We start from the raw sequence: 25,330 nt of genomic DNA on the forward strand, positions 1-25,330 counted from the left end.
CGAATGTCCGGAAACACGGCCGCGCTCCCCTTCGGAAAAGAAAGAAGCCGCCCAGGGGAAAGGGCGGCTTCAGTCGTCCCGTGGCGGGGACGTATGGCGACTCGCCGCGCGTGGTTGAGCTGCCGCGGGCGATTAGGATATACCGTAGGTTAGGCGCCAACCATAACCTGGATAACGAGCAGGGCGCCACCGAACACGAACAGGAATCCAACCATCGGGAGAACGAACTTCACCCAGTGGGAATACTTCATGTCGAGCATGGTCAGGGTTGCCATGACCAGACCCGTAGGTGCGAGGTAGAGCATTGCGTACTGGCCCCAGTTGTAAGCGGAAACAACGATGGAGCGGTCGATGCCAACAGTGTCGGCGAGCGGCGCCAGAATCGGCATTGCGAGCACGGCCAGGCCCGAAGAAGAAGGCACGATAAAGCCGAGCAGGAAGAACATGACCATCATCATGAGGATGAACAGCGGGCCAGACATACCGGCGACTGCGTTGGAAGCCCAGTACAGAAGCGTGTCAGAAATCAGGCCGTTCTCCATGATCATGTTGACGCCGCGGGCGAGACCGATGATGAGCGAAACGCCAACCAGGCTCGAAGCGCCGCTTACGAATGCGTCGGTGACGGTCTTCTCATCGAGGCCGCACAGGAACATGCAGACGATGGCGACAGCGAGGAACGAAGCGGCCATCTGCGGGAACCACCAGCCCTGGGTCACAACGCCCCAGACCATGATGACGAACGCCATGATGAAGAGCACCAGGATGACCTTGCGCTTCCAGTCGAACGCAGGAATGTTGTCGGAATTGGGGTCATGCGTAGCGTAGAGCTTGGCGAATTTCTCGCGATCTTCGTAGGTGTAGCTGAACTCGGGGTTCGCCTTAACCTTCTTGCAGTACCAATACAGGTAAGAGATAACGACGATGCCGCCAACGACGCAGCCGATAACGCGCCACATGATGCCTTCGGTCCAGATAACGCCGGCAGCATTTGAAGCGATAACGACCGAGAACGGGTTGATCGTCGAGAACGTGGTGCCCATGGAGCCTGCGAGGAAGATAGCGCCAACGCAGACGATGGAGTCATAGCCCAGTGCCAAGAAGATAGGCACCAGAATCGGGTAGAACGCAACAGCCTCTTCTTCGAGACCGCAGGTGGTGCCGCCCAAAACCATGAGCGCGGCCACGAGGAATACGAGCGCGAACTCGCGACCTTTCGTCTTCTTCGTGAGCGCGACCAAGCCGCTCTCGAATGCGCCGGATGCGTTCACAACGCCGATCAAGCCACCAAGAACCAAGATGAAGACCATGATGTCAACGCCGTTGATGGTGCCATTGACCATCGAGGTGAAAACATCGGCAACACCCATGGGCTGAGACTCGAGCTCGGTGTAGGTGCCAGGAACAGAAATCGCCTTGGTGATAGCGCCGTTCAAGAACTGATTGACGTCGATCTTCATGTCGGCGAGTTCAGGGTCGGCATGGAATGCCTCGGCCGTACCTTCAATAGTACGAACATTGCCATCGGGCTCGGTGATCTGGAACACGCCCGAATCAGCGACGTAGGCGACCTTGGAATAGGCGCCCGCGGGAATAAACCACGTTGCGATAACTGCGAGAATGGTGATTACGAACAGGATCGTAAATGCCGTGGGGAAGCTGAGCTTGTGCTTCTTCTTCGGCTTTCCGTCAGCCGCGCCGTTTCCCACCGGCGTGGCCACTGCCTCTTCTGCCATATTTCCTCCTTGTGACGTGGGGCTCGCACCCGTATGGCGCCCAACGCCCCTCTCTCTGGCGCGAGTGTATCGGGAAAAGTAACGATTTGGCTACGTATAACTCTGGTGCATAAGGGGTATATCTTGGGTGTAGCATGCCGTTTACCCAGGTCAGCAAATACGCCTCGCATAATCCTCGACTCACACCCAGCCAGAGAGGTCTACAATGGTTGTAGGGGAAACTAGTACTGTGAAAAGGGGGCAACCATGGGTTTGGTCGCTCTGTTTTATTACACGCTTATCATTTTGCTGGTGAGCATCATGACGTCGGCAATGTGCTTGTCGACGTTTTTGGTCACGCATCGCAAGTCTCTCGGCTTCGCTTGCATTGGCTTTCTGTTCTACTTCTTTGACGTCGCGCTCGTCTTCTTGGACGACTTCATGGTAAGCTCCACGGCTACCATGCCCGAATCGGTGTATTTCATTGGATCGCAAGTCGCATCCATCGTTACGGGCTGCGGGCTGTTCACGGCTTTCTGGCTCATGGTGTGCGACGCACTTGACGAGCAACGCCGCGCGCTGCAAATCGCGCCGGCCGTCGTGTTCGTCGTCGCGAGCTTGCTCGTGTACGCATTTATGCCAGCAGGCAACACGCACCTCTTCATGTTCTACGGCATGCGCACGCTCTATCTGCTTTGGATGATGGTCTACATCGCCGTTCGGTATATGGGGCGAAGCGATGCCCTGCGCGAACGCATGTGGCGCCATCGCATAGCATATGTTGGCGTACTCGTGCTCGGAGCTGCCATACTTATCGAAAACGTCCTCTTCCTGTTCTACATCGATCCCGTGTTGGTCGAATCGGGCGCGGTGCCGTTTTTCCCTGAACGCAATTTCGCGGAAAACGCCCTCATGTTGTGGATGGCGGCGTTTATTGGAACCTCGTGCTACAAGCTGCTTTCGATTCATTTTGAGAAGCCCCCTGCCGAAGCTGAAGGCCGCGTTGGAGCATTCATCAATGCCGGCCTTGCTGGCTATGCGCAGCACTATGGCCTTTCCGCACGTGAAACCGAGGTACTTCGCATGGTGCTCGAAGGCAAAGACAACCAAAACATCGCAGGAGAACTCAGCCTCGCCGCATCGACCGTGAAGGTGCACGTGCATAACATCCTGAAGAAAACGGCCCAGGCGAACCGCCAGGAGCTCATGCGCGACTTCCGCAAAATGTCATAACCCGTTTGCACTCGCCTTCCCGTCCTCACGATCCCAATGTGCCGCAAGGCAACGCTCAAGCATCGCGTACGCCCCATGCTATCGGCAACCTGCTAAACGCTACGAGCATTTAGCAGGTTTCTGAAAGCAAAAAAGCCGAGCTCGTCGTGTCACGAGCTCGGCTTTTTACTTGATCGGTGAGGCGCCGCCGCTAACGATCGTCCCTGCGATGAGTCATTCGGAAAACGACCACGCCGATAACCGAAAGCGCCGCAACGGCAATCGCAGCCATCGCGATAATGAGGCCCTTCATGCTGTCGTTGGTTTGAGACAGCCTGTTGTCCTGCTGTACCTGGTTGTCGGCTGCAGCCTGTTCACCCTGGGCAGAACCCGATTCGGCCTTCACTGTGGCCGCATCGGGTTCGCTATCCAACGCCTTTGCAAGGCTCAAGGAACCATCCTCGGCCTTTTTCTCGTCATCTGCGGCATCGGCTTTGTTCTGCATGCCATTATCGGGCTGAATATCGCTTCCGCCCTCTTCTTTCCCAGACGCCCCACCCTGGGTTGCGCCGTCAAGGACGCCATTGGACTCCTCAGGGCTTTGGGAAGCACCGGAATCATTCGAAGGAGCCTGGTTCGAACCAGAAGCGTTATTTCCGGCTCCATTCAACGTGCCGCCCAAAATCGAGAAAGGCGGAACGAGAGGCGCCATATTCACGACAGGAGCGCCCGTCGAAGCAGAACCGCCCGAAGAGGAAGCGGAGCCAGACGTTGCATCCGATCCCAATGCTGCATCGGAATTCGAACCCGATCCTGCACCGGAACCGTTGCTTCCGCTAGAGACGCCCCCAGCTGCACTCCCGTTTCCAACCGACGAAGAGTCCGAGCCGCCCGAAGCTCCAACGCTCGACCCATTGCCGGCCCCCGTCGAATTCGAGGCATCGCCCGAAGACGCAGCACCAGCGCCATTGGAATTCGCATTTCCGTTGCTCGGCGAAGGGCCCTCATTATTCGAGCTACTATTTCCGCCCGCAGCAGCATTATTGCCACCCGACGGCTCGCTGCTTGAAGAAGAGCCATTGCCAGCACCCGATGCGGAAGAATCATTGCCATTCGAGGCACAATCACCGTTCGACACCGAATCGCCACTAGCGATTCCACCATTGCCCGGCTCGCTCGGCTGGGTTGGCTCGCTCGGCTGGGTTGGCTCACTCGGCTGGGTTGGCTCATCGGCTTTCACATGGGTATCGCCATGCTCGGCAATCATCGCGAGGCATTGGGCCTTCTCGCGCTTGTAGCGATTCTGCCAACCCTGATGATATTGAGGCTGGCCCTTGTAGAACACGACGACGTTTTCGACCACATAGTCGCACAGCGTGCTCACGAACTCAGCATCGGTCATATCGTTATTCAGGCCGCAACCATCCCAATATTTCCAGCTATTGTAGAAGCCGTTCCAGTCATAGCCATCGGAATACCCTCCGACGAATTTATGCCATCCAGACGGGCCGAAAAGGTTGCACAAGCTCGCGCAGAGGCCCTGAACGGCATCGGCGCGGCTATAAATATCGATTCCACGAGAGTCAAGATAGTCGAGCGCAGGCTCGATGTACTTGATGTATTCCCAGCCATCTTGCAGACGAGAGAATTCCTCGGCATCAGCCGCGTATGCGGCTTTCCACGAAGAGTTCAACGCGACGCCAAGCGCCGTGAATTGGCCGTTTTGACGCATGGCATTATCGGCTTTGAAGGTCGAATCGGCGACATAGTTGAATTGCTCAAACATCGAGTACTTCAACGGATCGTATGCGTACACCGCACGAATGAAATCGAGCAGACCGTAGCGATTATCGAACTGATAATAGCCAACCGCATGGAAGCCGTCGCCCGAACTCAAGGTTTGAGCGTAGCTGCCGCCCTCATAGGCACCGAAATACGTTACATCGCTGCTCAGGTTCACAGGACGCAACCCCGACGCGGATCTTCCCATCGAAAACAGCGACATAAGCGCCTCGGGAGAGCCTTCTTCGGAATAATAGTCTTCCTTATTCACCTGCACGCCGGTTGTCTCGGCTACATAATTGGTTTGCGACTCCCCTGCAGAGCTTGCCGCAGCTTCGTCAACCGAAACGCCAGCTTCCAGGCCGGCAGAATGAGAGGCTGCTGAATCTCCTTCAGAGCCATTGAAGGTATCGGCAAGCGCAACGGCGGGAAATGCCATCGTCGCCGCCATAGCAACCGCAACGCCGCTCGAAATAACATTACGGCGCGTATAAGCAAAATGAGACAGAGCCATAAGCCCTCCTTACGCGTGGTTCGAATACATTGCAGATGCGTAATCGTATTAATACAACCACAGAAACAAAGAAATGGCTAGAAGGCACTAAAAGTAATTGGGTCTGACCTGGCAAAAGACAACGACCAATTCAGCCGAATACCAACGGAGGAAACAAGCGGCACCCGCAGAAAAGGCAACCGCGCCCATTGTTTCGCGCCGCGTTCCAGCTCCACACGGCAAACAAAAAAGCCGACCCCAAACGGGATCGGCTTTTCAGAGATGCAATGGATGCTATTTCTCTTCGGCCTTGTCGGCAAGGATGATGACTTTGTCACCGCTCACTTGCACGTAACCGCCTTCAACGGCAAATTCCTTGAAGGGGCCGCCTTCGTCTTTCTGAACGCGAACAACGCCGTCCGCGAGCGTCGAGACCAAGGGCACATGGTCATAGAGGAAACCCATTTCGCCTTCGGATCCGGGCACCACGACGAAGTGGACCTCGTCGGAGTAGAACTTCGCCTCAGGCGTCACGATATCGCAGGCAAATTTCGTCATCGCTTATGCCTCGTCCTTCTTCATGGCTTCGTACTCGGCGTACACGTCGTCGATGCCACCCTTCAGGCGGAAGCACTGCTCAGGAATCTCGTCGCACTCGCCGTCGAGAATGGCAGCGAAGGAACGAACGGTGTCTTCCATCTTGACGTACTTGCCCGGCAGGCCCGTGAACTGGGTCGCAACGTGGAAGCACTGGCCGAAGAACTGCTGAGCCTTACGCGCACGGGAAACCGTGAGCTTCTGCTCTTCAGTAAGTTCGTCCATACCCAGAATAGCGATGATGTCCTGCAGGTCTTTGTAGTTCTGCAGAAGCTCCTGGATGCCGGTAGCCACGCGATAGTGCTCTTCGCCAACGATAGCAGGCTCAAGAGCGCGAGAGGTGGACTCCAGCGGGTCGACGGCGGGGTAAATACCCAGCTCGGCGATGGAACGAGACAGAACGGTCTTCGCATCCAGGTGGGTAAACGTCGTGGCCGGCGCGGGGTCGGTCAAGTCGTCAGCGGGAACGTAAACAGCCTGAACGGACGTAATGGAGCCCGTAGAGGTAGAAGTAATGCGCTCCTGCAGGTCGCCCATCTCGGTAGCCAGCGTGGGCTGGTAACCAACGGCGGAAGGCATACGGCCGAGCAGAGCCGAAACCTCAGAGCCCGCCTGGGTGAAGCGGAAGATGTTGTCAACGAACAACAGAACGTCCTGGCCCTGATCGCGGAAGTACTCCGCCTCGGTCAGGCCAGCCAGGCCGACGCGCAGACGCGCTCCCGGAGGCTCGTTCATCTGGCCGTAGACCAAGCAGGTCTTGTTGATAACGCCAGAATCGCTCATCTCCAGGTACAGGTCGGTACCCTCACGGGTACGCTCGCCGACGCCGGTGAAGACGGACGTGCCGCCGTGCTCCTGCGCCAGGTTGTTGATGAGCTCCTGGATGATAACGGTCTTGCCAACGCCAGCGCCGCCGAACAGGCCAGTCTTACCACCCTTGATAAAGGGCTCGATAAGGTCGATAGCCTTGATGCCCGTCTCAAAGATTTCGGTCTTCGTGGACAGGGTATCGTATTCAGGCGCGGGGCGATGAATCGGCATGTAGCCAGAAACCTCGGGCATCGGCTTCTCATCGACGGGCTCGCCGATGACGTTCCAAATGCGGCCAAGGGTCTCAGGGCCAACGGGCATCATAATCGGATGACCCGTGTCAACGACCTCGGTGCCACGCACCAGGCCGTCGGTAGAGCTCATTGCGACGGAACGCACGAGGTTGCCAGGAAGCATGGTTTCAACTTCCAGAACAACGTGCATTTCGCCGGCGGGGGTTTTCGCATCAACCGTCAGCGCGTTATAAATCGCCGGCAGCTGATCCGCAGGGAATTCGACGTCAACAACAGGGCCGACGATACGCACAATGCGACCGGTGGCACCCTTGCTGGCTTCGAGTTCCGCTTTGGTAAGCATTCTCTCGTCAGCCATTTAATCCTCCAAAGCTGCAGCGCCACCAACGATCTCGGAGATCTCTGTGGTGATGGCGCCTTGACGTACGCGGTTATACACTCTCGACAGCGTTTCCACCATCTCGTTGGCGTTCTCGGTAGCCGAGTGCATTGCCGTGCGGCGTGCGGCCTGCTCGCCAGCAGCAGAGTCGATCAACGCATGGTAGATCGACGTGCGCAGGTAAGCGGGCAGAAGACGCGCGAGCACATCGGCGGGTTCGGGCTCGAACTCAACGCTCGCGGAGACTTCGGCATTCTCGGAGGTTTCCTCGGCAGCCGCAGCAACGACAGCCTCGGTATCGACCGGCAGAATGACTTCCTCACGGAGCACCTGCTCAGCCGCGTTCTTGCAGTGGTTGTACACCAGAACGACCTCGTCGACGGAGCCTTCCTCATACGCCTTGACAGCGTAATCGGCGATCTCGCTCGCCTCTTCAAACGTCGGATCGGCGGAGAGGTCCTTGAAATCAAGAACCGGCGTCACGCCGCGGAATTTGAAGAAGCCACCGGCCTTCTTGCCACAGGCGATAACGTCCACCTCGACACCCTGCGCCTTTTTCGCGCGAATCGTCTTCTCGACGGTGCGCAGGACGTTCGAGTTAAAGCCGCCTGCGAGGCCGCGGTCGGAAACCACGGCCACACACAGGACACGCTTTACGCTCTCACGCTTTTCCAGCAAGGGGTTCTCGCTGGCCTGCACGCGCGCCGCGACGCCTTGCAGCATCTCGGTCATGGAGTCGGCGTAAGGAGCAGAGGTCTGAATACGCTCGGTGGCATATTTAACCTTCGCGCCAGCGACCATTTCCATGGTGCGCGTAATCTGCTTCGTCGAAGAAACCGACTTGATGCGCTTTTCAATGTCGTGCAGGTTAGGCATTTTGGGCCTTCCTTACGCCACGAATTGCGCCTTGAAAGCGTCGATAGCAGCGTTGAGCGCAGCTTCGCTTTCAGGGGTGAATTTCGCATCGTCGTGAATCTTCTTCAGGACGTCAGCGTGGCTTGCGCGCAGGAACTCGATGAGCTCGTTGCGGAAGCGCACGACGTCAGAAACCGGTACGTCGTCCAGGAAGCCCTTGCCGCCAGCGTAGACAGCCACGGCCTCTTCCTCGAAGGAAAGGGTGCTGTAGCGGCCCTGCTTGAGCAGCTCGGTCATGCGGGCGCCGCGGTTCAGCTGATCCTGGGTAGACTTGTCAAGGTCAGAACCGAACTGGGTAAACGCCTTGAGCTCGCGATATGCAGCAAGGTCGAGGCGCAGAGTACCGGAAACCGATTTGACGGCCTTGGTCTGCGCGGAGCCACCAACGCGTGACACCGAAATGCCGACGTCGACAGCGGGGCGCTGGCCCTGATAGAACAGGTCGGTCTGCAGGTAAATCTGACCGTCGGTAATAGAAATAACGTTGGTCGGAATGTATGCAGACACGTCGCCTGCCTGGGTCTCGATGATCGGCAGAGCCGTCATGGAGCCGAGGCCGTATTCCTCGTTCATCTTCACAGCACGCTCCAGCAGGCGCGAATGCAGGTAGAAGATGTCGCCGGGGTAAGCTTCGCGTCCCGGCGGGCGACGCAGGGTCAACGACATCTGACGGTAAGCAACAGCCTGCTTAGTCAGGTCGTCATAGGTGATAAGCACGTGGCGGCCGAGGTTCTCGGGGCCAGCGGGCTTGCCGTCTTCGCCGTTGTAGACGAAGTACTCACCCATTGCAGCACCAGCCATAGGAGCGATATACTGCAGAGGAGCCGAGTCGGCGGCGGTGGCGGCGACGATGATCGTCTTGTCCATAACGCCGTACTTCTCGAAAGTCTCCATGATGCCAGCAACCGTAGAGGCCTTCTGGCCAACAGCGACATAGATGCAGATCATGTCGTTGTCTTTCTGGTTGATAATGGCATCGATAGCAATAGCAGTCTTGCCGGTCTGGCGGTCGCCAATGATGAGCTCGCGCTGGCCACGGCCGATAGGAATCATCGAGTCAACTGCGATGATACCGGTCTGCATGGGCTCATGCACGGGCTTGCGGCTGATAACGCCAGGAGCCTTGAACTCGACGGGGCGATAGCCGTCGGCCTTAATGGGGCCTTTGCCGTCGATGGGCATGCCAAGCGGGTTCACAACGCGGCCGAGAAGACCCTTGCCCGAAGGCACTTCCATGATCTTGCCGGTGGTGCGAACCTGATCGTTCTCTCGGATTGCCGTGACATCGCCGAGGAGCACAGCGCCGACTTCCTCTTCCTCAAGGTTCTGGGCCAAGCCGTACACGGTCTTGCCGCCCTCACCAATGAACTCGAGGAGCTCGCCGGCCATGGCGCCCTTCAAGCCGTCGACGCGAGCAATACCGTCGCCAACCTGGACGACCGTACCGACCTCGCGTGCATCGACGCTCGTGTCGAGGGACTCCAGCTGTTTGCGCAGCGCTTCGTCGATAGACTTCGCGGTGATTTCAGTCACTAGCATTCACCTCCATCGTTTTCTTCTTTGAGCACGATGCGCGCATGTTCCAGTTCGGAAGCAACGCTCGCATCGATGCGTTTTCCATTGGTGCTCATAATGATGCCGCCCAGGATAGAAGCGTCGATGTGCTCGCGCAGCACGACCTTCTTACCCAGATCAGCAGAGAGCTTCTCGGTGATGACCTCGCGCAGGTGATCGTCGAGAGCCACCACAGTGGTGACATCGACAACCGCTACGCCGAGCTTTTCCTCGGCCGCGTTGCGGTACGCATTCACGGTAGAAGAAAGCTTGTCGAGGTCGCCACGCTCAGCCATGACAGCGATAACGCTGACGGCCAAAGGATCGATACCATCGAACACGTTGACGGCCAACGTGTGTCGCTGCTCAGGGGAGTACGCCGGATTGCCAAGCGCCTCGCGCAAATCCGCGTTGCCGCGATAGGTGCGAAGCACGAAATCCAGCTGCTCGCGAACCTCAAGCACGCGCTCTGCCCCACCCTGCTCAAGGGCGGCGTCGAGGAGCATGCCGGAATAGGTCGCGACCTCTTCTTTTGCGAGCAGTCGATTATTTGGCATTGAAGCTACCTGCCTCTGCGACATAGCGCTCGATCATCTTGCGATGCTCGTCATCGGTCAAGTCGTTGCCGATGAGCTTGGCCGCGACGTTGATCGAGAGGTCGGCGACAGAACCCTGAAGGTCGGCGATAGCGGCCTTCTTCTCTGCCTCGATGGCCGCGTGGGCCTTCTCAATCATGCCGGCGGCTTCTGCCTGCGCCTTGGCGGTGATGTCGGCCTTCACATCTTCGCCGGCCTTCTTGGCGTCGGCGACGATCTTGGAAGCCTGAACCTTGGCCTCAGCGAGCTGCTGCTGGTACTCAGCAAGCACGCGCTCGCTTTCCTGGCGCGCTTCTTCAGCGTTCTTGAGGTCGTCGCGAATGGTGTTCGCGCGCTTCTCAAGCATCTTGTCGAAGACGGGCCAGCCAAACTTGGCCAGGACGATCCACAGAATAATGAAGGCGACGAGCATGGGGATGAATTCGCTCATCTCAGGCAGAATGGCTTCGATGCCACCTTCCTGGGAAGCGAACGCATACGTCGGGCACGACAGAGCGAGAGCACCAGCGGACAGAGCCACGGCACTGAGCTTGCCAGCTGCCTTGTTGAAATGCTTCAACTCGTTTGCCTCCTGTTCTTTCTTAGTAATCATGCAGTGATCGAGCGTGATTAGCCGATGAAGAACAGAACCAAGCCGAGCAGAGCCAGCGCCTCAGACATAGCAGCGCCGATGAAGAAGTAGCCCATGAGCGTACCCTTCATTTCAGGCTGGCGGGCAGCAGCGGTGCAAAGGCCATAGGTGGCGATGCCGATGCCGATGCCGGGGCCGATGGCGGCCAGGCCGTAGCCGACGACCTTCAGTGCGGCGAGCGCGAGCGTGATTTCCACAGTTTCCTCCTTTGTCGTGCCCCTCACTTCTCAAGTCGCGTCGGGGCAAGATCCAATATTGCTCAGCTGAGGGGTGCAGCTGCAACACCATAGTTATGCGTGTGCGCCACGCAGGGCGGGCGGTTTAACGACGCGGCGGTCGATGCCAAACGATTCGGGCTTAGTGCGCGTGCACCGCTGTGGACACGTAGGAAGCCGACAGAATCGCGAAAACGAACGCCTGGATGAAAGCAACCAAGCACTCGAGGGCATACATAACAACGAGCAGGGCGAACCATGCAATCGAAGGCAGGCCGGCGATGAGGTCCATGGAACCGGAGAACAGCGCGGTCTGGATGAAGCAGGTGGTGGCGATGCTGAAGATGGCGAGCATCATGTGGCCGGCGAGCATGTTGCCGTAAAGTCGGACGGCAAGGGTAAGCACGCGAATGACCATCGAGAAGAGCTCGAGGAACCAGATGACCGGCTTCATGGGACCAGGAACGCCCGACGGGCAGAGGTTCTTGAAGTACTGGAAGAAGCCGAAGGTCTTCATACCATAGAAGTTGAAGTACACGAACGAAATGACTGCGAGAGCCCAGGTGCACGAAATGGCGCCGGTGGACGTCTTGAAGCCGGGAACGAGGCCCAAGATGTTGCAGACGAGGATGAAGAAGAAGATCGTTGCGAGGAACGGCACATGCTTCTTGAAGCCTTCGCCAATAACGTCTTCAGCGATAGAGCTGTTCACGAAGTCGTAACCAAACTCAACCGTGTTCACGAATTTGTTGGTGGGGACCAACGAAATCTTCTTAGCGGCAACGAGCACGACGACGAACGTCACGGCCAGAGCGATGAACAGCCACACAATGTACTGCGTGACGCCCCAGGGGCCGATGTAGAACACGACCTGGGGATCGAACTGGGCCGAGAGCCCTTGTGCTTCCTCGACGAAGTTACCGAGAGCGGTTGCAAGACCCTCCATAGCTTTCCTTCCTTACTAATTTCACTTAAACGCGCTTGCGCTTGGCGAGCACGTTCTTGTACACGACGAACGCGATGGTGCAGCCCAGAAACACGATGCCTTCGGCCACGACGAAACCCACGAGCCCGTCGCGTGCAAGCATCGCGCAGGCGATAAGCCCCGCGACAAGTATGACGAGAGAGATTGCAACGCCCGCAAGGCCGTACAGGCCAATAGTGAGGGCGTGCGTGGAAGTAGAACGGCGCGATAACCTCAAAGACAGGAACAATGGCAGAAACCCTAAGATACCGGTCACAATTCCCAATGCGATGAGCATATTGCGGTGCTCACTCTCCTACTTCTCGTCGTGTTGTTTGCCTCTATTCCGTGGCAAACAAGCGTTACCTTAACAAAGAACTACGCATATGAATGCATGAAGCGTTTAAAAGTTGAAAAAAACTCGTAAGCGGCACGTAAATAACGCCCATGCCGGTGAATAATGTGCGTTATTCGGAGTATTCAACGCAGCGAATGAGGATATCAGTTTCGCCGAGCAGCTCTTCGGAGAGCTTGTCGGGATACGCGGTGGCGAACACAATCTCCTTAATGCCGGCATTGATGAGCATCTTCGCGCACACCGAACACGGCTCGGTGGTGATGTAGATCGACGAGCCCTCAATGTCGATGCCGTAGCGCGCGGCTTGGATGATCGCGTTCTGCTCGGCATGCAGGCCTCGGCAAATCTCGTGGCGCTGGCCGCTGGGCACGCCGAGCTGTTCACGCAAGCATCCTGTTTCTTCGCAATGCCGCAAACCCGAAGGCACGCCATTGTAGCCCGTGGCCAGAATGCGACGGTCCTTCACGATAATGGCCCCTACCGCACGACGCAGGCACGTCGAACGCTTCGAAACCTCGAAGGCGAGCTTCAAGAAATATTCGTCCCAGCTGGGTCGTTGCGTATCGCGCATGAAGAATTTCCTTACCTAGACCGTGCCGAAGATGCGATCGCCGGCATCGCCAAGGCCGGGAACGATATATGCGTCATCGTTGAGGCCTTCATCGAGCGCGCAGGCCCAAATATGCACGTCGGGCTCGGCGGCGTTCACGGCAGCCACGCCTTCAGGGGCGGCGACCATCACGAGCAGGCGAATGTCTTTCACGCCCGCCTCTCGAAGGTATTTGATCGCGGCCAGAGCACTTCCGCCCGTAGCCAACATGGGATCGATCACGAGCGCCATGCGGTTCTCGATGCCCTGAGGCATTTTCGCGTAATAGGAATGGGGCTCGTGGGTCTCTTCGTCTCGCTCCATGCCGAGCACGCCCACAGCGGCCGACGGAACAACCGAAAGCACGCCCTCGAGCATGCCCATGCCGGCACGAAGAATGGGAACCACGGCCAAGGCGTCGTCTTTGAGTCGCACGCCCTCGGTTTCGCAAATGGGGGTTTTCACCTGCACCTGCGTCGTGGGCAAATCGCGCGTCGCCTCATAGGCCTCAAGCGCCGCGAGCTCGTGGACAAGCTTGCGGAAGTGCGCGGGGGCGGTGCTTTCGTCGCGCAAAATCGTCATCTTATGGCCGACCAGCGGATGGTCGAGCACGGTAAGGCAATTCTCGTCGTACGTAACGTTGGCCATGGGCTCATCCTCTCTGAATAGAAACGAATTCATGATACTGCAATGCCACGCGGCACACAAAAAACTCGCCGGCCAAGCGGAATGCTAAGCCGACGAGCCTCTCTTCGCTGCTTTTCATGCGAGCAGCGCGCGCACGTGGTTACAGTTCGGGATACAGGGGATGCTTGGCGATAATGGCCTTCACGCCCTCTTTGATTTCAGCGAGCTTCGCTTCATCGCCATTCGCGAACACGGTCGCGGCAATGAGCTTGCCCACCATGTTGAAGTCTTCGGCATCGAGGCCGCGCGTGGTGGCCGCCGCCGTGCCCACGCGAATGCCGCTCGCCACAAACGGGCTGCGGGGCTCGTTGGGGATAGTGTTCTTGTTCACGGTAAGGCCGACGCTTTCGAGCAGCTTTTCGGCGTCTTTGCCAGTCACATCGGCAGGCGTGAGATCGACCAAGCACAGGTGGTTGTCGGTGCCGCCCGTCACCAGACGCAGGCCGCCATCGATAAGGCCGTCGGCCATCGCTGCGCAGTTCTTCACCACGTTGTCGATATACGTCTTGAATTCGGGCTTGAGAGCCTCGCCCAGCGCAACGGCCTTGCCTGCAATCACGTGCATGAGCGGACCGCCCTGGCTGCCCGGGAACACCGCGGAGTTGATTTTCTTCGCGAGGGCCTCGTCGTTGGTAAGAATGAGGCCGCCGCGCGGGCCGCGCAGGGTTTTATGCGTGGTGGTGGTCACGATGTCGGCATACGGCACGGGCGACGGATGCGCGCCCGTAGCCACGAGGCCGGCGATGTGGGCCATATCGACCATGAAAAGCGCGCCGTTGTCGTGCGCGATGCGCGCCATGCGCTCAAAGTCGATCACGCGCGGATAGGCGCTCGCGCCGCCCACGATAAGCTTGGGATGGAGCTCCTTCGCCATGCGCTCGATGGCGTCGTAGTCGATGCGCTCATCCTCGCCCAGGCCATACGCATGGAAGTCGTACAGCTTGCCCGAGAAGTTCGCCGGCGAACCATGCGTAAGGTGGCCGCCATTGTCGAGACTCATGCCAAGCACGACATCGCCCGGCTTGATAGTTGCGAAATATGCCGCCAAATTAGCATTGGCGCCCGAGTGGGGCTGCACATTGGCGAACTTGGCGCCGAACAATTCCTTCGCGCGATCGCGTGCGAGGTCTTCGACGATATCGACCTTCTCGCAGCCGCCGTAATAACGCTTGCCCGGATAGCCTTCCGCATATTTATTGGTGAGCACGCTGCCCATAGCCTGCATGACGGCAGGACTGGTGAAATTCTCAGATGCGATAAGCTCAATGGAATTGCGCTGGCGATCGAGCTCTTCGGAAATTGCCTCGGCCACCTGAGGGTCTTGTTCGGCGAGCAAAGACATGCTGTCTCCTTCGTTTGATACGGCATCGCGCATCATGCGCGAGTTTCGGAACCGCTCCAATATAGCCGAAGGGAGCCGCGGGGGCTCCCTTCTCTTCGGTATTTAACGCAATCGTTCGAAAACGATGGTGGCTGGCGCCTAGCGATACGTATTCACGTCGGCGTCAAGGTCCATGATCTTCTTCACGCGCATAGCGTGGCGGCCGCCCTCGAACTTGGTCGTAAGGAAGGTATCGACGATCTGCTTGTTCACGTCGAGCTCAACGAAACGGCCGGAAAGCGTGATGATGTTCGCGTCGTTATGCTGGCGGCACAGCTCGGCGAACTGCACGTTGATGATGTTCGCAGCGCGGCAGCCAACGATTTTGTCGGCCGCGAGCGCCATGCCGATGCCCGTGCCGCATACGAGCACGCCGCGATCGGCCACGCCGTTGGACACGTCATGAGCAACGGCGGCCGCATAATCGGGATAGTCGACGCGATCGTCGCTGTCGGGGCCGCGGTCGATAACCTCAAAGCCCTGCTCTTTCAGATACGCCGCGAGTTCTTGCTTCTGCTCGAAACCAGCGTGGTCGCTGCCAATGGAGATTTTCATTGCCATGACAATCCTTTCTTCGCGCGGCCATGCCGCCGATATTCGTTACTCGTGAATCATAACCCGAGAAACTGCCGCGTGCCAGTCGGCAAGCTTTTCTTCACGCTCTGCCTCGATCATTGCGGGGCGGAAGTGGTCATCGCGCTCACGCATGGCGCGCAATTCAGCCGTGCTTTCCCAGAATCCCGTGGAAAGCCCCGCCAAAAACGCGGCGCCCAAGCCAGTGCTCTCAAGCACTTTGGGGCGATTGAGCTGGGCATTGAGGATGTCGGCCTGAAATTGCATCAAAAAGCCGTTCGCCGATGCGCCGCCGTCGACGTTGAGCTGGTCAATCGCATGTCCCGATTCGCGCTCCATGGTCGCGGCGACATCGGCAACCTGGTACGCCATGGATTCGAGGGCCGCCCGGGCGATATGCGCTCTATTCGCGCCGCGCGTAAGGCCGAAAATCGCGCCGCGCGCTTCGGAGTCCCAGTACGGCGCGCCGAGGCCCGTGAACGCCGGAACCACCACGACGCCCGCAGAATCGGGGACGCTGTTCGCAAGGTCTTCGCTTTCGGCGGCGTTTTGGATAATGCCGAGCTCATCTCGAAGCCACTGCACCACAGCGCCCGCCACGAACACGCTGCCTTCAAGGGCGTATTCGAGCCCATCGGTGCCAGGAGCGCTCGCGGCAACCGTGGTTACCAGGCCGTTTTGCGATTCGACGGCGGTATGGCCCGTATGGAGCAACATAAAGCAACCCGTGCCGTACGTGTTCTTCGCGCGGCCGGGGTCGAAGCAGCACTGGCCGAACAAGGCCGCCTGCTGATCGCCCGCAACGCCGCGAATCGGAATGCCGGCAGGCACGGCGGCGCAGGCCGTTATTCCAAAGTCGCCCGACGAGGGACGCACTTCGGGAAGAAGCGATACAGGCACGTCGAACAACTCGAGCAATTCTTCGTCCCACTCGCCCGTATGGATGTTGAAAAGCATCGTGCGGCTCGCATTGGTCACGTCGGTCGCATGCACTGCCCCGCCCGTGAGCTGCCAAATGAGCCACGTATCAACCGTGCCGAACGCAAGCTTGCCGGCCTTTGCCGCCTCGCGAGCCCCGGGAACATGGTCGAGCAACCACTTGATTTTGCTCGCCGAGAAATACGCATCGGGAATAAGGCCCGTTTTTGTTTGAATGAGCTCGCGAACGCCTGGCCGCGCGCACACTTCCTCGACGATGTCGGTCGTACGGCGGCATTGCCACACGATGGCGTTCGCAATGGGAGCACCCGTCTCGCGATTCCAAACCACCGTGGTTTCGCGCTGATTCGTAATGCCAATCGAGTCGATTTCTTCAGGAGATACGCCCGAAGACACGAGCACCTCGGTTATTACACCGAGCTGCGATGAGGCGATTTCGCGCGGATCGTGCTCAACCCAGCCGGGCTTAGGGTAAATCTGGCGAAAGGGATGCTGTGCGATGCCGACCGGCTGGCCTGCATGGTCGAACAAGATAGCGCGCGATGACGTAGTCCCCTGGTCGAGCGCAAGAACGTATTTTTTCGACATGGATCCTCTCTTTGCTCGTCGCCTGGAATGCGGTTTCGGCTCGGTCAGGTCCTGACTCGCGCGAAAGCCACATTAAGTGGCTTTCGGCTCGTGCGGAATCTACCGAAACCGCACCTCAGGCGACGAGCAAACGCGCTCACCAGCATAAACGAAGTCGTCTTCTTCATTCGAAGGAAGCTTCGAGGCCCTCGGTGTTCAAATATTCTTTATTCCAATACGAAACACCGCGAAGCGGGCGCATAGCGAACGAAGTGAGCGGTAGCCCGCTGTGGCCTCAGGGCTTTCTTCGGATGAAGAAGACGACGGACGGGTTACGAAATTCCGTAGGCCTCGTACATCGCGAGCGTTGCCTTGATGGCAATTTGCTGGGCGAACAGCTGCTGCGCTTGAGGGTCGGCCGAGCCGGTCTCCTCGATATCGGCGAGCTTTTCGTTCACGTTTTCCAACTGGTCTTCCAAATCTTGGTGCATGTCTTCATAAGCGGCCAGGCGACGAAGCGCCGCTGCTTGGTAGCGAGGCTGAACTTCCACATCGCCGTTCGCAGCGATTTCAGTCAAACGATGCATAGAACTCTCCAATCGTTAAAGCCGCCAAATAACAGGCGGCGCAATACAACCTTTGCAAACGGTGCAATTGTAACGCGAACGTTAGATTCCTTGCTTTGCAAGCCAGGCTTCCACATCGGCCATAACGCGTGCGCGACCGGGTTCATTGAGAATCTCGTGGCGCATGCCGGGATAGATTTTCATCTCAACCGATTGCACGCCGGCATCCCGGTACTCTTCGGCAGCCTTCCGTACGCCGCGCCCGCAATCGCCCACAGGGTCTTCCCCACCCGCGATAAAGAACAGCGGCAAGGCTTTAGGAACTTTGGACGCGCTTTCCGCACGAACCACTTCGCCCGTAAGCGCGGTGAGCGTGGCGTACCCACCCACGGTGAACATCTGGCCGCATTCCGAGTCGTTGATGTAGGCGTCGACTTGCGCAGGGTCGGTTGAAAGCCAATCAAAATCGGTACGCGGGTTTTTGACGGCCTTCGAATAGGCGCCGTCGGCCATGGAATGCAAGAGCTCGCTTTTGTGGCGCTCTCCGCGCAGACGTGCAAGCGCATGCGCCAAAGCATTGCCCGCCATCGAGAGCGCTGCCGCCTGCTGGCCCGTGCCGCACAGCACCGCTGCCGCAAGGCCCTCTCCGTGCTCGGAAATGTATTTGCGCGTAATGAAACTACCCATAGAATGGCCGAATATCACATAGGGCACCTCGCTGCCGAATCGCGCCTGCATAATGCCCCGCAAGGCGTGCACATCTTGAACGAGAACCTCGGCGCCATCGCGAGCGGGCATATGGCCCAAGTCTTGCGCATCGGAAATGCTTTTTCCATGCCCCACGTGGTCGTTCGCGCACACCACGAAACCGCTTTCCACAAGGAATTTGGCGAAATGAGCGTAGCGCGCGACATGCTCCGACATTCCATGCACGATTTGGACAATGCCCCGAACGTCTGAATACCGCAGTCCTTCCGAGCTTTCCGAACCTTCCGGCCGCTCGGCGGCATCGGGCTCCCATACGAGCGCGCGAATCGCCGTTTTTCCATCGGCGCTCGGATACTTCAACGTGGCAGTTATCATATGCGCACCTCTTTCAACGGAGCTGGCGCGCCACCCATGCGCCCCTTGCCCATTCACTCTGCGCTCATTTTACAATGGCGAATGCCGCGGCCGCCCGTCATGCTGCTCGTTTGCCCAATTGATAAAAATGCCGTCCATGGAGCACGGGGCACCGGCATGGGCATGGGCATGGGCATGGGCAATCATAATGGCTGACGATTCCGCGGCAATGTCGGCCATGGGCACGGGACAATCGCTCGAACGAATCATGCGGGGCCGGTCGCCGTGCCTACACCTTTTCGAAATCACAGCGGCGCCCCTCCCAAGAAGAGCGGCACGATGCCACTTACGGCAAGAAAGCCGATTGCGAGAAACGGGGCAAAGGGAAAGTCGCGCGCTGGTCGGCCGGCCGCGAATCGAGCCAGACAATACAGAAGCGATGCAACGCACGCGACGCCAAGCGCCACGATGCCCCCTTCGAAACCAGCGAAGAGCCCTATGGGGAACAGCAGTTTCACGTCACCTGCGCCAAGCGATTCGCCACCACGGAAGAACGAGATTGCAAGCGAACACGCAAGCGCGAAGAGCGACACCCCGAAAGCCCCCATGACGTTCGATGCCGCCGTGGACAATATCGACTCTACGAGGTTCGATGAAGACGCGCCCGCCAATTCAGAAGGGCTTCCCGGTGAGGCATTCGTCGCGAACGAGGAAGTCACCCCGTTGAAAACGAGATCGACTGCACATGAGGGTTCTTGGACAAAGAACGGCCCTTGAATAACACCTACGACCTGAACAAGAAGCGAAACGCACCATAACGCGATTCCAACAACCACAACGCGATTGGGAATGATTCGCTCCCGAATGTCAATGAAGCTCGCGCAAAGCAGAACGACGAGAAACGCCGCAGAGAAGAAATTGGAAGCCATCGCAAAGAAAAGGCCGCAGGTCGTAACCGAGACGCCCTTAAGAGCAGCCACCATACCCCCTTCGCATGCTTATTGGCGCTCTGACGGAATGGAGCAGCCGCCACAAGCACCGGAACAAAGCCGGCGCGAGCGGAAATATGCAGCGCAACGTATTCATGAAGTCGAGCGCGCCATTCCGCTTACAAGCGCATCCACGCCCCATGCGACAACTCTAGCGCGCCAACCTTGCCGAAACCTTGCCCGCATGCTCGCGCTTCGGCTCAAAAATCTCGCCTATTCCCTCTTTTTTCCCGCGATTATTACTTCCGTTTTCCCTCGAAACAACGATTATTTTCCTTCGCAATCGCTCGCGTTTTCCATCTAGGAAACTCCGGATTGTCGCGTATCCCAGTTCAAGGAGCCGGGACCAATCATCAAAGGCATCGCGCATGCCGCCACAACGGCATCACACACGCAGTCACCAAAGCGCCGCGCGTGCCGGCACAGCAGCATCGCTCGCGTATTCACGACGGAATCGCACATGGCGTTACGAGGGCATCGCGCACGTCGCCGCAACAGCATCGCGTATGCTGCTATAACAGCTCCTTGAAATCATCAGCGGTAAGGGCCCCGACTCGCAAAATATGAGGATGCTCATGCGTGCAGTCGACGATGGTCGACGAGACGCCCGAACGAGGAACGTCGTCGCCAAGCACAACGGGTACCTGCGCCGCGAATTCAGAATCGACGTCAGCCAGTGTTTGGGGTGGTTTCTTTCCTTGGAAATTCGCGCTCGAGGTTGCCAAGGGGAACCCGACTCGATCGATAAGCTCCAGGGCAACAGGGTCGTTCGGCATGCGCAGCGCAATGGTGTCGTTCGCGCCGCGGAAAGCTTCGGGCACATTGTCGCCCGCTTTCACCACGAGCGTGAGCGGCCCAGGCCAAAACTGCGAAACCATATTGTGCGCGAGCTGCGACACGTCACGGCCATAGCGAGTAAGCGCCGCAGGAGAGCCAACAAGCCACGGAATAGCTTTGTCGGGGTCGCGACGTTTATCGGCGAAAATAGCCTCGGGGGAACACGCGAGACCGACGGCAACGCCGATGCCGTATACCGTATCGGTCGGGAAAACGACGGGCTTGCCCGCGGTAAGCGCCGCGACAGCCTTGCTCAGTTGGGCGTCATCGACCATAGTTGCCTCTTCCAAACGCGCCGCCTGCACCGGCGGCATTTTCTTTTAGCCGGATTGTACCAACCACGCGCCCTCAAATGGGAACGCATGCGTAAAAGACACCGTGACGCCACGCGGGCGAAAGGAACCCGAATCCCCATGGAGCCGAACCGGGCACAGGAATCGATGGGGCATCGCGCGCGGATTCCCTTCACGCACGAATTCTCATCAAGCATGGAACGGTTGCGGCGTTCGCCCGTGGCGCTGTTCGTGCGAAAACGGATTCCCAACGCGTACAAAGTAGTCGACATGATTGACCAAGGGGTCGTGCTCGCGCAATAGGCCCCCTCAACACGCACGGAGCAGTTACTCACCCAGCGCACTTTTTTCGAACAGTTCAATGAGCGCATTCTTGCCGGCCGCGCCCGTTTTCGCATACACGTTCTTCACGTGGCTCCATACCGTATTTTCCGAAATCACGAGCTCTTCGGCGATATGCTTTGCCGAACGACCGCGCACAAGATACGAACATATTTCTGTTTCGCGCGGCGTAAGACCATAGGTCTGGGCAAACGATGCAAGCTCGCTGCGCCAATCGGGCTCCGCGACGGTTTCGACAGAAGCGCCAATGCCCGCTTCCTTTTGAGCGGCATGCCCCTCGGCGGAACTCAATTGATCCACGTTCGATTGGCCATCGGACACGAGCGCATTGTCAGCCTGGCGCCCATGGACCGTCGCATCGCTCGACGATGGATTAAGCGGCACAGCTACGCTCTCCGAAATGGCGCTTTCCCGCGGAACCTCCGCCGTCGTATTGCCAATCGCCGCGTTGCCCACGAGGCGCGCATTCACTCCAGCATCGCCCGACACCACGGCGCCCGCTGCCGCATCCCCTTCCGAAGCGCCGCCAAACACACGATCGCCTTCGGAAAACCCAGCATGAGCCACCGCCGCTCCCCTGCCGTCGATTTCACGCTCCGAATGGCGCATGGCGAACACGAACGCGATGCCGAGCGGATACAGGGCGACGAACGCGAGCAGTGTCAGCAGCGAAACGCCCCTGCTTGCGGAAAACGCTCCCACAACCAAGCCGGCCGCCAACCCGAGCGCGAGAAACGCATTCGACCCTATGAGGTAAATGCCCGAAAGCACGAAGCTGCTCACGCCCGTTTCACGTGAGGCGTTCGCGATATAGAACAGGAACAGCATGCCGCACACGTCGTAGCACATAATCATGATGGTGCCCGAAAGAGGGCCTAAGGCATCGCCGATGAAAGGCATGAGCGAGAGCACTACGAGCATTACCGGCAAGCATGCCTTGTATGCCGCCGTGGGATTGCCGCGTCGCGATGCGACAAGCGCAATGGCAGAAGCTACCGCGGTCGATGCGAACAGAGGCGCCGCCATGGAAACGTCGCCGACGATATGCTCGGAAGACGACCCCAAAACCGACGTATGCAAAATGCCGACCACGCCAACGAGCGCGAAGAGGCACCAATAATCAGGACCGAATGTGAGCAGAATGCGTCGGACAGGCATCGTCTTGCCCGCGGATCGCGCAACCGCACACGCGCCGCCAGCAGCTTCCCCAAAAGATCGCGCAGCATTTCCTGCGTCGCGGCCCTTTAATGCTGACGCGGGAGCGGGCCTGTGCGCCAATGCGACCGACACGCGATAGCACGCAAGCGAGCACGCCGCCATGGCGCACACGACCAAATCGAACGCGAGGCCGTATCCGAAGCAGAAAGAACCAGCGACAATGAAAGCTTGCAGAACCAAGCCGCACACCATGCATATATGAGAACGTTCGCTCTCTTGCATGGAAAAAATATCGAGCCAGGCAATCGAAACCACCGTTTGCCCAATGCCGTAAAGAACGCCCAGAAGCGGCGCCATCTCAAGCGCAACGCCGGCTTGCGCGAAAACCGCCGAAGCGGCGAAGCCCACCACAAGCGCGGCAACGCCCGGCCACATCGCAAACGAACCCGGCTTCACCGCGCCGCGACACGCAAGTGCGATGACGAGCGAAGCGACGATGATCGAAGCCGCCTCGCTCGCGAACATGAACCAGAGCTCGGTGACAAAGCCCACACTCTGCCCCACCGACCCCATGGCCGACAAGTATCCCAACGAAGTGGCCGCCTTTGCCAAGCCGAAGCCCACAATGGTCGCAGCCGCTTCCTTTTTTCGTTGCTCTTCCATAATCCCTCCCCATATGGAACATGCCTATTGTAGCGTCTCTCACAGGGGTCTTCCGAACATCGTTACGAACATTGTTTTTTCAATGACCTATTTATCAGGCTTTTTATAAATATCACCGATAGTCGGTGAGGACTTCGCCAGGCAGCGAGAGTAGGTTTGGACCCATACGAGGCAGGCAAAGCATGGGAGGCTTTGCACAATGCGAATGCCGAAAACGCCAAAACGCGGCAACGGCATGCATTGGCCGTCAACAACAAGGAGGGGTTTCATAATGGAACTTTCACGCCGTAATTTCTTGAAGGGCACCGGCGCTCTTGCGGGCATTTCCGCGATGGGCGCAATTGGACTGGGCTGCTCGCCCGCGGCAAAAGAGGGCACCGAGGCGAAGGGCGGCAAGGCCGAAGCGCCGAAGACGCCGGCAGAAACCACGCCCACCGCGCTGAAAGAAGCGACCGACGGCAAGTTCACCGCCAAGGCCATGGGCCACGAGAACTACATCTACGTCGAAGCCACCATGGCGGGCGGCGCCATCGCGAACCTGCGCGTGCTTACCCACGACGAGACCGTTGGCGTTGGCAGCCTTGCGACCGAGATGTGGCCTGCCAAGGTCGTCGAGACCCAGAACCTCGACGTTGATGCCATTTCTGGCGCAACCACGACGTGCACCGCTATCAAGAACGCCGCCATCGAGGCCATCTCCAATTCCGGCGCCGATGTCTCGCAGTTCCAGAAGGGCGCTCAGGCTCCCGAAAAGGGGGAAGACCAGACCATCGACACCGACGTCGTGATTATGGGCGCAGGCACCGCAGGCCTCACCGCCGCGACCCGCTTGCTCGAGAAAGGCTTCAAAGTCACCCTTTTCGAGAAGCAGGACATCCCCGGCGGCTCTATGTCCATGACGTATTCCGGCCTCGCCTGCGCCGGCAGCCAGCTGCAGAAGAACTACTCGCTCGGCCGCTTCGACTCCAGCCCGTTCTTCGACAAGGACGCCATGCTCGGCGTGCTCAAGGGCCTCGTTATTCCCGAAAACGACCGCTTCGACGGCGCCATGCCTTATGACGACGCTCTGTACACCACCTCGCCCGCCTTGGTCGACTGGCTGCACGAAATTGGCGTCGGCTTCTACAGCATGGGCGTGAACAAGGCCTATGGCGTGACCCCGTACCTGGCTCCCGGTTGCTATGAGGGCGGCTGCGGCTACGCGATGCAGTACCTCGTCGACCGCATTGGGGCCTTGGGCGGAACCATTATCTATGGCGCGAAGGTGACCGACATCACCATGACCGACGGCCGCGCTACGGGCCTTGTCGCCGAGGGCAAGGGTGGCGAAGTCTACACCGCCACCGCCAAGGCCGTGCTTCTGGCATCGGGCGGCTTCGGCGCCAACCAGGAAATGGTCGACGAATACTACCCGCAGTACAAGGGTCGTTCGTTCAACTGCTGCCCCGCTTCCACGGGCGACGGCATTGTGCTCGGCCAGAAGGTCGGCGCAGGCATCGAGTGCATGGGCCGCGAGCTTGGCGCTTACATGTCTACGACTGCACAAGCCGGCAGCCGCATGGAGATCGCCTTCATGTATCAGACCACGCCGGGCATCATGGTGAACGCGTCGGGCGACCAGTTCGGCAACGTGATGAGCGCGAACCACTACGTCATTGGCCGCGCCCTGTGCGACGACGCCAACGGCGGCAAGTTCTTCTGGATCACCGACGAGTCGGGCGCCGTCACTACCATGAACAACCTCACCTATGCGTTCGACACCTACAAGGCTGTCTTCGAGCGCGGCGATATGGTTCACTATGCGTCCGTCGAGGAAGCCGCCGAGGCTTTGGGCCTGTCCAACCTGCAGCAGACCCTCGACACCCATAACGCCCATGCTCTCGCAGGCGAGGAAGACGAGTTCAAGCGCAAGAAGCTCCCCTACATCGACACGCATGACGGCGTGTGGGTCTGCGGAATTGAGCCCACGTTCTACCTCACCACGGGCGGCTTGGCCATCGACACCTCCGCGCATGTTCTTACCGACGACGGCAGCACCATCGCGGGCCTCTATGCCGCAGGCGACGTGTGCGGCTCCGTCGAGGAGAAGGACGGCAAGCAGTACGGCATGGGCTTCGATGCGGCCATGAACTATGGCTACATCATGGCCGAGACCGTGGCTTCGGAAATCGCCTAACTCTCTCTTTCAGCCCCTCCATTCCTTGGGAAG

General features: G+C 58.6%; 25 protein-coding genes. 4 read left to right on the top strand and 21 right to left on the bottom strand.

Annotation, left to right across the window (positions count from 1 at the left end):
• Nucleotides 1–149 precede the first annotated feature (149 nt).
• Nucleotides 150–1,736, bottom strand: a complete 1,587-nt coding sequence (locus Q0D41_RS02555) for a YfcC family protein (protein ID WP_294374763.1) — start codon at nt 1,734–1,736, stop codon at nt 150–152.
• 246 nt (nt 1,737–1,982) lie between these two features.
• Here Q0D41_RS02555 and Q0D41_RS02560 point away from each other — a divergent pair, with 246 nt between their 5' ends.
• Nucleotides 1,983–2,948, top strand: coding sequence for a helix-turn-helix transcriptional regulator (locus Q0D41_RS02560; RefSeq protein WP_294374766.1), 966 nt, complete (start codon nt 1,983–1,985; stop codon nt 2,946–2,948).
• 190 nt (nt 2,949–3,138) lie between these two features.
• On the opposite strand, the gene Q0D41_RS02565 is transcribed toward Q0D41_RS02560, so the two are convergent.
• The 18 genes from Q0D41_RS02565 to Q0D41_RS10035 all read right to left on the bottom strand — a co-directional run bounded on the left by Q0D41_RS02565 (nt 3,139) and on the right by Q0D41_RS10035 (nt 19,510).
• Nucleotides 3,139–5,223: a hypothetical protein gene (locus tag Q0D41_RS02565; protein WP_294374768.1), complete on the bottom strand. Its 2,085-nt coding sequence runs from the start codon at nt 5,221–5,223 to the stop codon at nt 3,139–3,141.
• Between the two features lie 273 nt (nt 5,224–5,496).
• A complete protein-coding gene (gene atpC / locus Q0D41_RS02570; protein WP_114615386.1) occupies nt 5,497–5,760 on the bottom strand; it encodes an ATP synthase F1 subunit epsilon in 264 nt (87 codons plus the stop codon).
• Nucleotides 5,761–5,763: 3 nt separating this feature from the next.
• Nucleotides 5,764–7,206 (bottom strand): F0F1 ATP synthase subunit beta, encoded by a 1,443-nt coding sequence (gene atpD, locus Q0D41_RS02575; protein WP_342767417.1) that lies wholly within the window; start codon nt 7,204–7,206, stop codon nt 5,764–5,766.
• A gap of 15 nt (nt 7,207–7,221) precedes the next feature.
• A complete protein-coding gene (atpG, locus tag Q0D41_RS02580; protein WP_114615388.1) occupies nt 7,222–8,118 on the bottom strand; it encodes an ATP synthase F1 subunit gamma in 897 nt (298 codons plus the stop codon).
• A gap of 12 nt (nt 8,119–8,130) precedes the next feature.
• The gene (gene atpA, locus Q0D41_RS02585; protein ID WP_183907127.1) at nt 8,131–9,696 is read right to left on the bottom strand and encodes a F0F1 ATP synthase subunit alpha; all 1,566 of its coding nucleotides are present in this window, start codon (nt 9,694–9,696) and stop codon (nt 8,131–8,133) included.
• Nucleotides 9,690–10,268: an ATP synthase F1 subunit delta gene (gene atpH / locus Q0D41_RS02590; RefSeq protein ID WP_114615390.1), complete on the bottom strand. Its 579-nt coding sequence runs from the start codon at nt 10,266–10,268 to the stop codon at nt 9,690–9,692. Before atpH ends, atpA begins: the two co-directional genes overlap by 7 nt.
• Complete coding sequence (gene atpF, locus Q0D41_RS02595) at nt 10,258–10,899, bottom strand: F0F1 ATP synthase subunit B (RefSeq protein ID WP_281667972.1); 642 nt, start codon at nt 10,897–10,899, stop codon at nt 10,258–10,260. The genes atpH and atpF overlap by 11 nt, the downstream gene beginning before the upstream one ends.
• Nucleotides 10,900–10,916: 17 nt before the next feature.
• Nucleotides 10,917–11,135, bottom strand: coding sequence for an ATP synthase F0 subunit C (gene atpE, locus Q0D41_RS02600; RefSeq protein WP_114615392.1), 219 nt, complete (start codon nt 11,133–11,135; stop codon nt 10,917–10,919).
• Between the two features lie 160 nt (nt 11,136–11,295).
• The gene (gene atpB, locus Q0D41_RS02605) at nt 11,296–12,099 is read right to left on the bottom strand and encodes a F0F1 ATP synthase subunit A (RefSeq protein ID WP_294374790.1); all 804 of its coding nucleotides are present in this window, start codon (nt 12,097–12,099) and stop codon (nt 11,296–11,298) included.
• Between the two features lie 25 nt (nt 12,100–12,124).
• Nucleotides 12,125–12,415, bottom strand: a complete 291-nt coding sequence (locus tag Q0D41_RS02610) for a hypothetical protein (protein WP_114615394.1) — start codon at nt 12,413–12,415, stop codon at nt 12,125–12,127.
• A gap of 169 nt (nt 12,416–12,584) precedes the next feature.
• A complete protein-coding gene (locus tag Q0D41_RS02615) occupies nt 12,585–13,046 on the bottom strand; it encodes a cytidine/deoxycytidylate deaminase family protein (RefSeq protein WP_114615395.1) in 462 nt (153 codons plus the stop codon).
• A 15-nt stretch (nt 13,047–13,061) separates the two neighbouring features.
• Nucleotides 13,062–13,712 carry a uracil phosphoribosyltransferase gene (gene upp / locus Q0D41_RS02620; RefSeq protein ID WP_294374802.1) on the bottom strand — a complete coding sequence of 217 codons (651 nt, stop codon included), beginning with the start codon at nt 13,710–13,712 and terminating at the stop codon, nt 13,062–13,064.
• 139 nt (nt 13,713–13,851) lie between these two features.
• Nucleotides 13,852–15,093, bottom strand: a complete 1,242-nt coding sequence (gene glyA, locus Q0D41_RS02625) for a serine hydroxymethyltransferase (RefSeq protein ID WP_288168974.1) — start codon at nt 15,091–15,093, stop codon at nt 13,852–13,854.
• Between the two features lie 138 nt (nt 15,094–15,231).
• Complete coding sequence (gene rpiB / locus Q0D41_RS02630; RefSeq protein ID WP_288483625.1) at nt 15,232–15,687, bottom strand: ribose 5-phosphate isomerase B; 456 nt, start codon at nt 15,685–15,687, stop codon at nt 15,232–15,234.
• A gap of 45 nt (nt 15,688–15,732) precedes the next feature.
• Nucleotides 15,733–17,232: a glycerol kinase GlpK gene (gene glpK / locus Q0D41_RS02635; protein ID WP_294374812.1), complete on the bottom strand. Its 1,500-nt coding sequence runs from the start codon at nt 17,230–17,232 to the stop codon at nt 15,733–15,735.
• Nucleotides 17,233–17,543: 311 nt separating this feature from the next.
• A complete protein-coding gene (locus tag Q0D41_RS02640; RefSeq protein ID WP_294374835.1) occupies nt 17,544–17,798 on the bottom strand; it encodes a hypothetical protein in 255 nt (84 codons plus the stop codon).
• 81 nt (nt 17,799–17,879) lie between these two features.
• Nucleotides 17,880–18,860, bottom strand: a complete 981-nt coding sequence (locus Q0D41_RS02645; RefSeq protein WP_294374837.1) for an alpha/beta fold hydrolase — start codon at nt 18,858–18,860, stop codon at nt 17,880–17,882.
• A gap of 284 nt (nt 18,861–19,144) precedes the next feature.
• Complete coding sequence (locus tag Q0D41_RS10035) at nt 19,145–19,510, bottom strand: hypothetical protein (RefSeq protein ID WP_367113801.1); 366 nt, start codon at nt 19,508–19,510, stop codon at nt 19,145–19,147.
• 193 nt (nt 19,511–19,703) lie between these two features.
• Between Q0D41_RS10035 and Q0D41_RS02655 the strand changes: the two genes are divergently transcribed.
• Nucleotides 19,704–20,132 (top strand): hypothetical protein, encoded by a 429-nt coding sequence (locus Q0D41_RS02655; RefSeq protein ID WP_294375176.1) that lies wholly within the window; start codon nt 19,704–19,706, stop codon nt 20,130–20,132.
• Nucleotides 20,133–20,340: 208 nt separating this feature from the next.
• Here the strand turns inward: Q0D41_RS02655 and Q0D41_RS02660 are convergent, their stop codons facing one another.
• The gene (locus Q0D41_RS02660; RefSeq protein WP_294374840.1) at nt 20,341–20,940 is read right to left on the bottom strand and encodes an L-threonylcarbamoyladenylate synthase; all 600 of its coding nucleotides are present in this window, start codon (nt 20,938–20,940) and stop codon (nt 20,341–20,343) included.
• A gap of 138 nt (nt 20,941–21,078) precedes the next feature.
• On the opposite strand from Q0D41_RS02660, the gene Q0D41_RS02665 reads away from it, so the two are divergent.
• The gene (locus Q0D41_RS02665) at nt 21,079–21,261 is read left to right on the top strand and encodes a hypothetical protein (RefSeq protein WP_294374842.1); all 183 of its coding nucleotides are present in this window, start codon (nt 21,079–21,081) and stop codon (nt 21,259–21,261) included.
• Nucleotides 21,262–21,285: 24 nt separating this feature from the next.
• Here Q0D41_RS02665 and Q0D41_RS02670 read toward each other — a convergent pair whose 3' ends face one another.
• A complete protein-coding gene (locus tag Q0D41_RS02670; protein WP_294374845.1) occupies nt 21,286–23,121 on the bottom strand; it encodes a helix-turn-helix transcriptional regulator in 1,836 nt (611 codons plus the stop codon).
• 271 nt (nt 23,122–23,392) lie between these two features.
• Here Q0D41_RS02670 and Q0D41_RS02675 point away from each other — a divergent pair, with 271 nt between their 5' ends.
• Nucleotides 23,393–25,297 (top strand): FAD-dependent oxidoreductase, encoded by a 1,905-nt coding sequence (locus tag Q0D41_RS02675; RefSeq protein WP_294374848.1) that lies wholly within the window; start codon nt 23,393–23,395, stop codon nt 25,295–25,297.
• Nucleotides 25,298–25,330: the final 33 nt, after the last annotated feature.

Origin of the sequence: uncultured Slackia sp. (assembly GCF_934630525.1) — a bacterium.
Classification (GTDB): Bacteria; Actinomycetota; Coriobacteriia; order Coriobacteriales; family Eggerthellaceae; genus Slackia.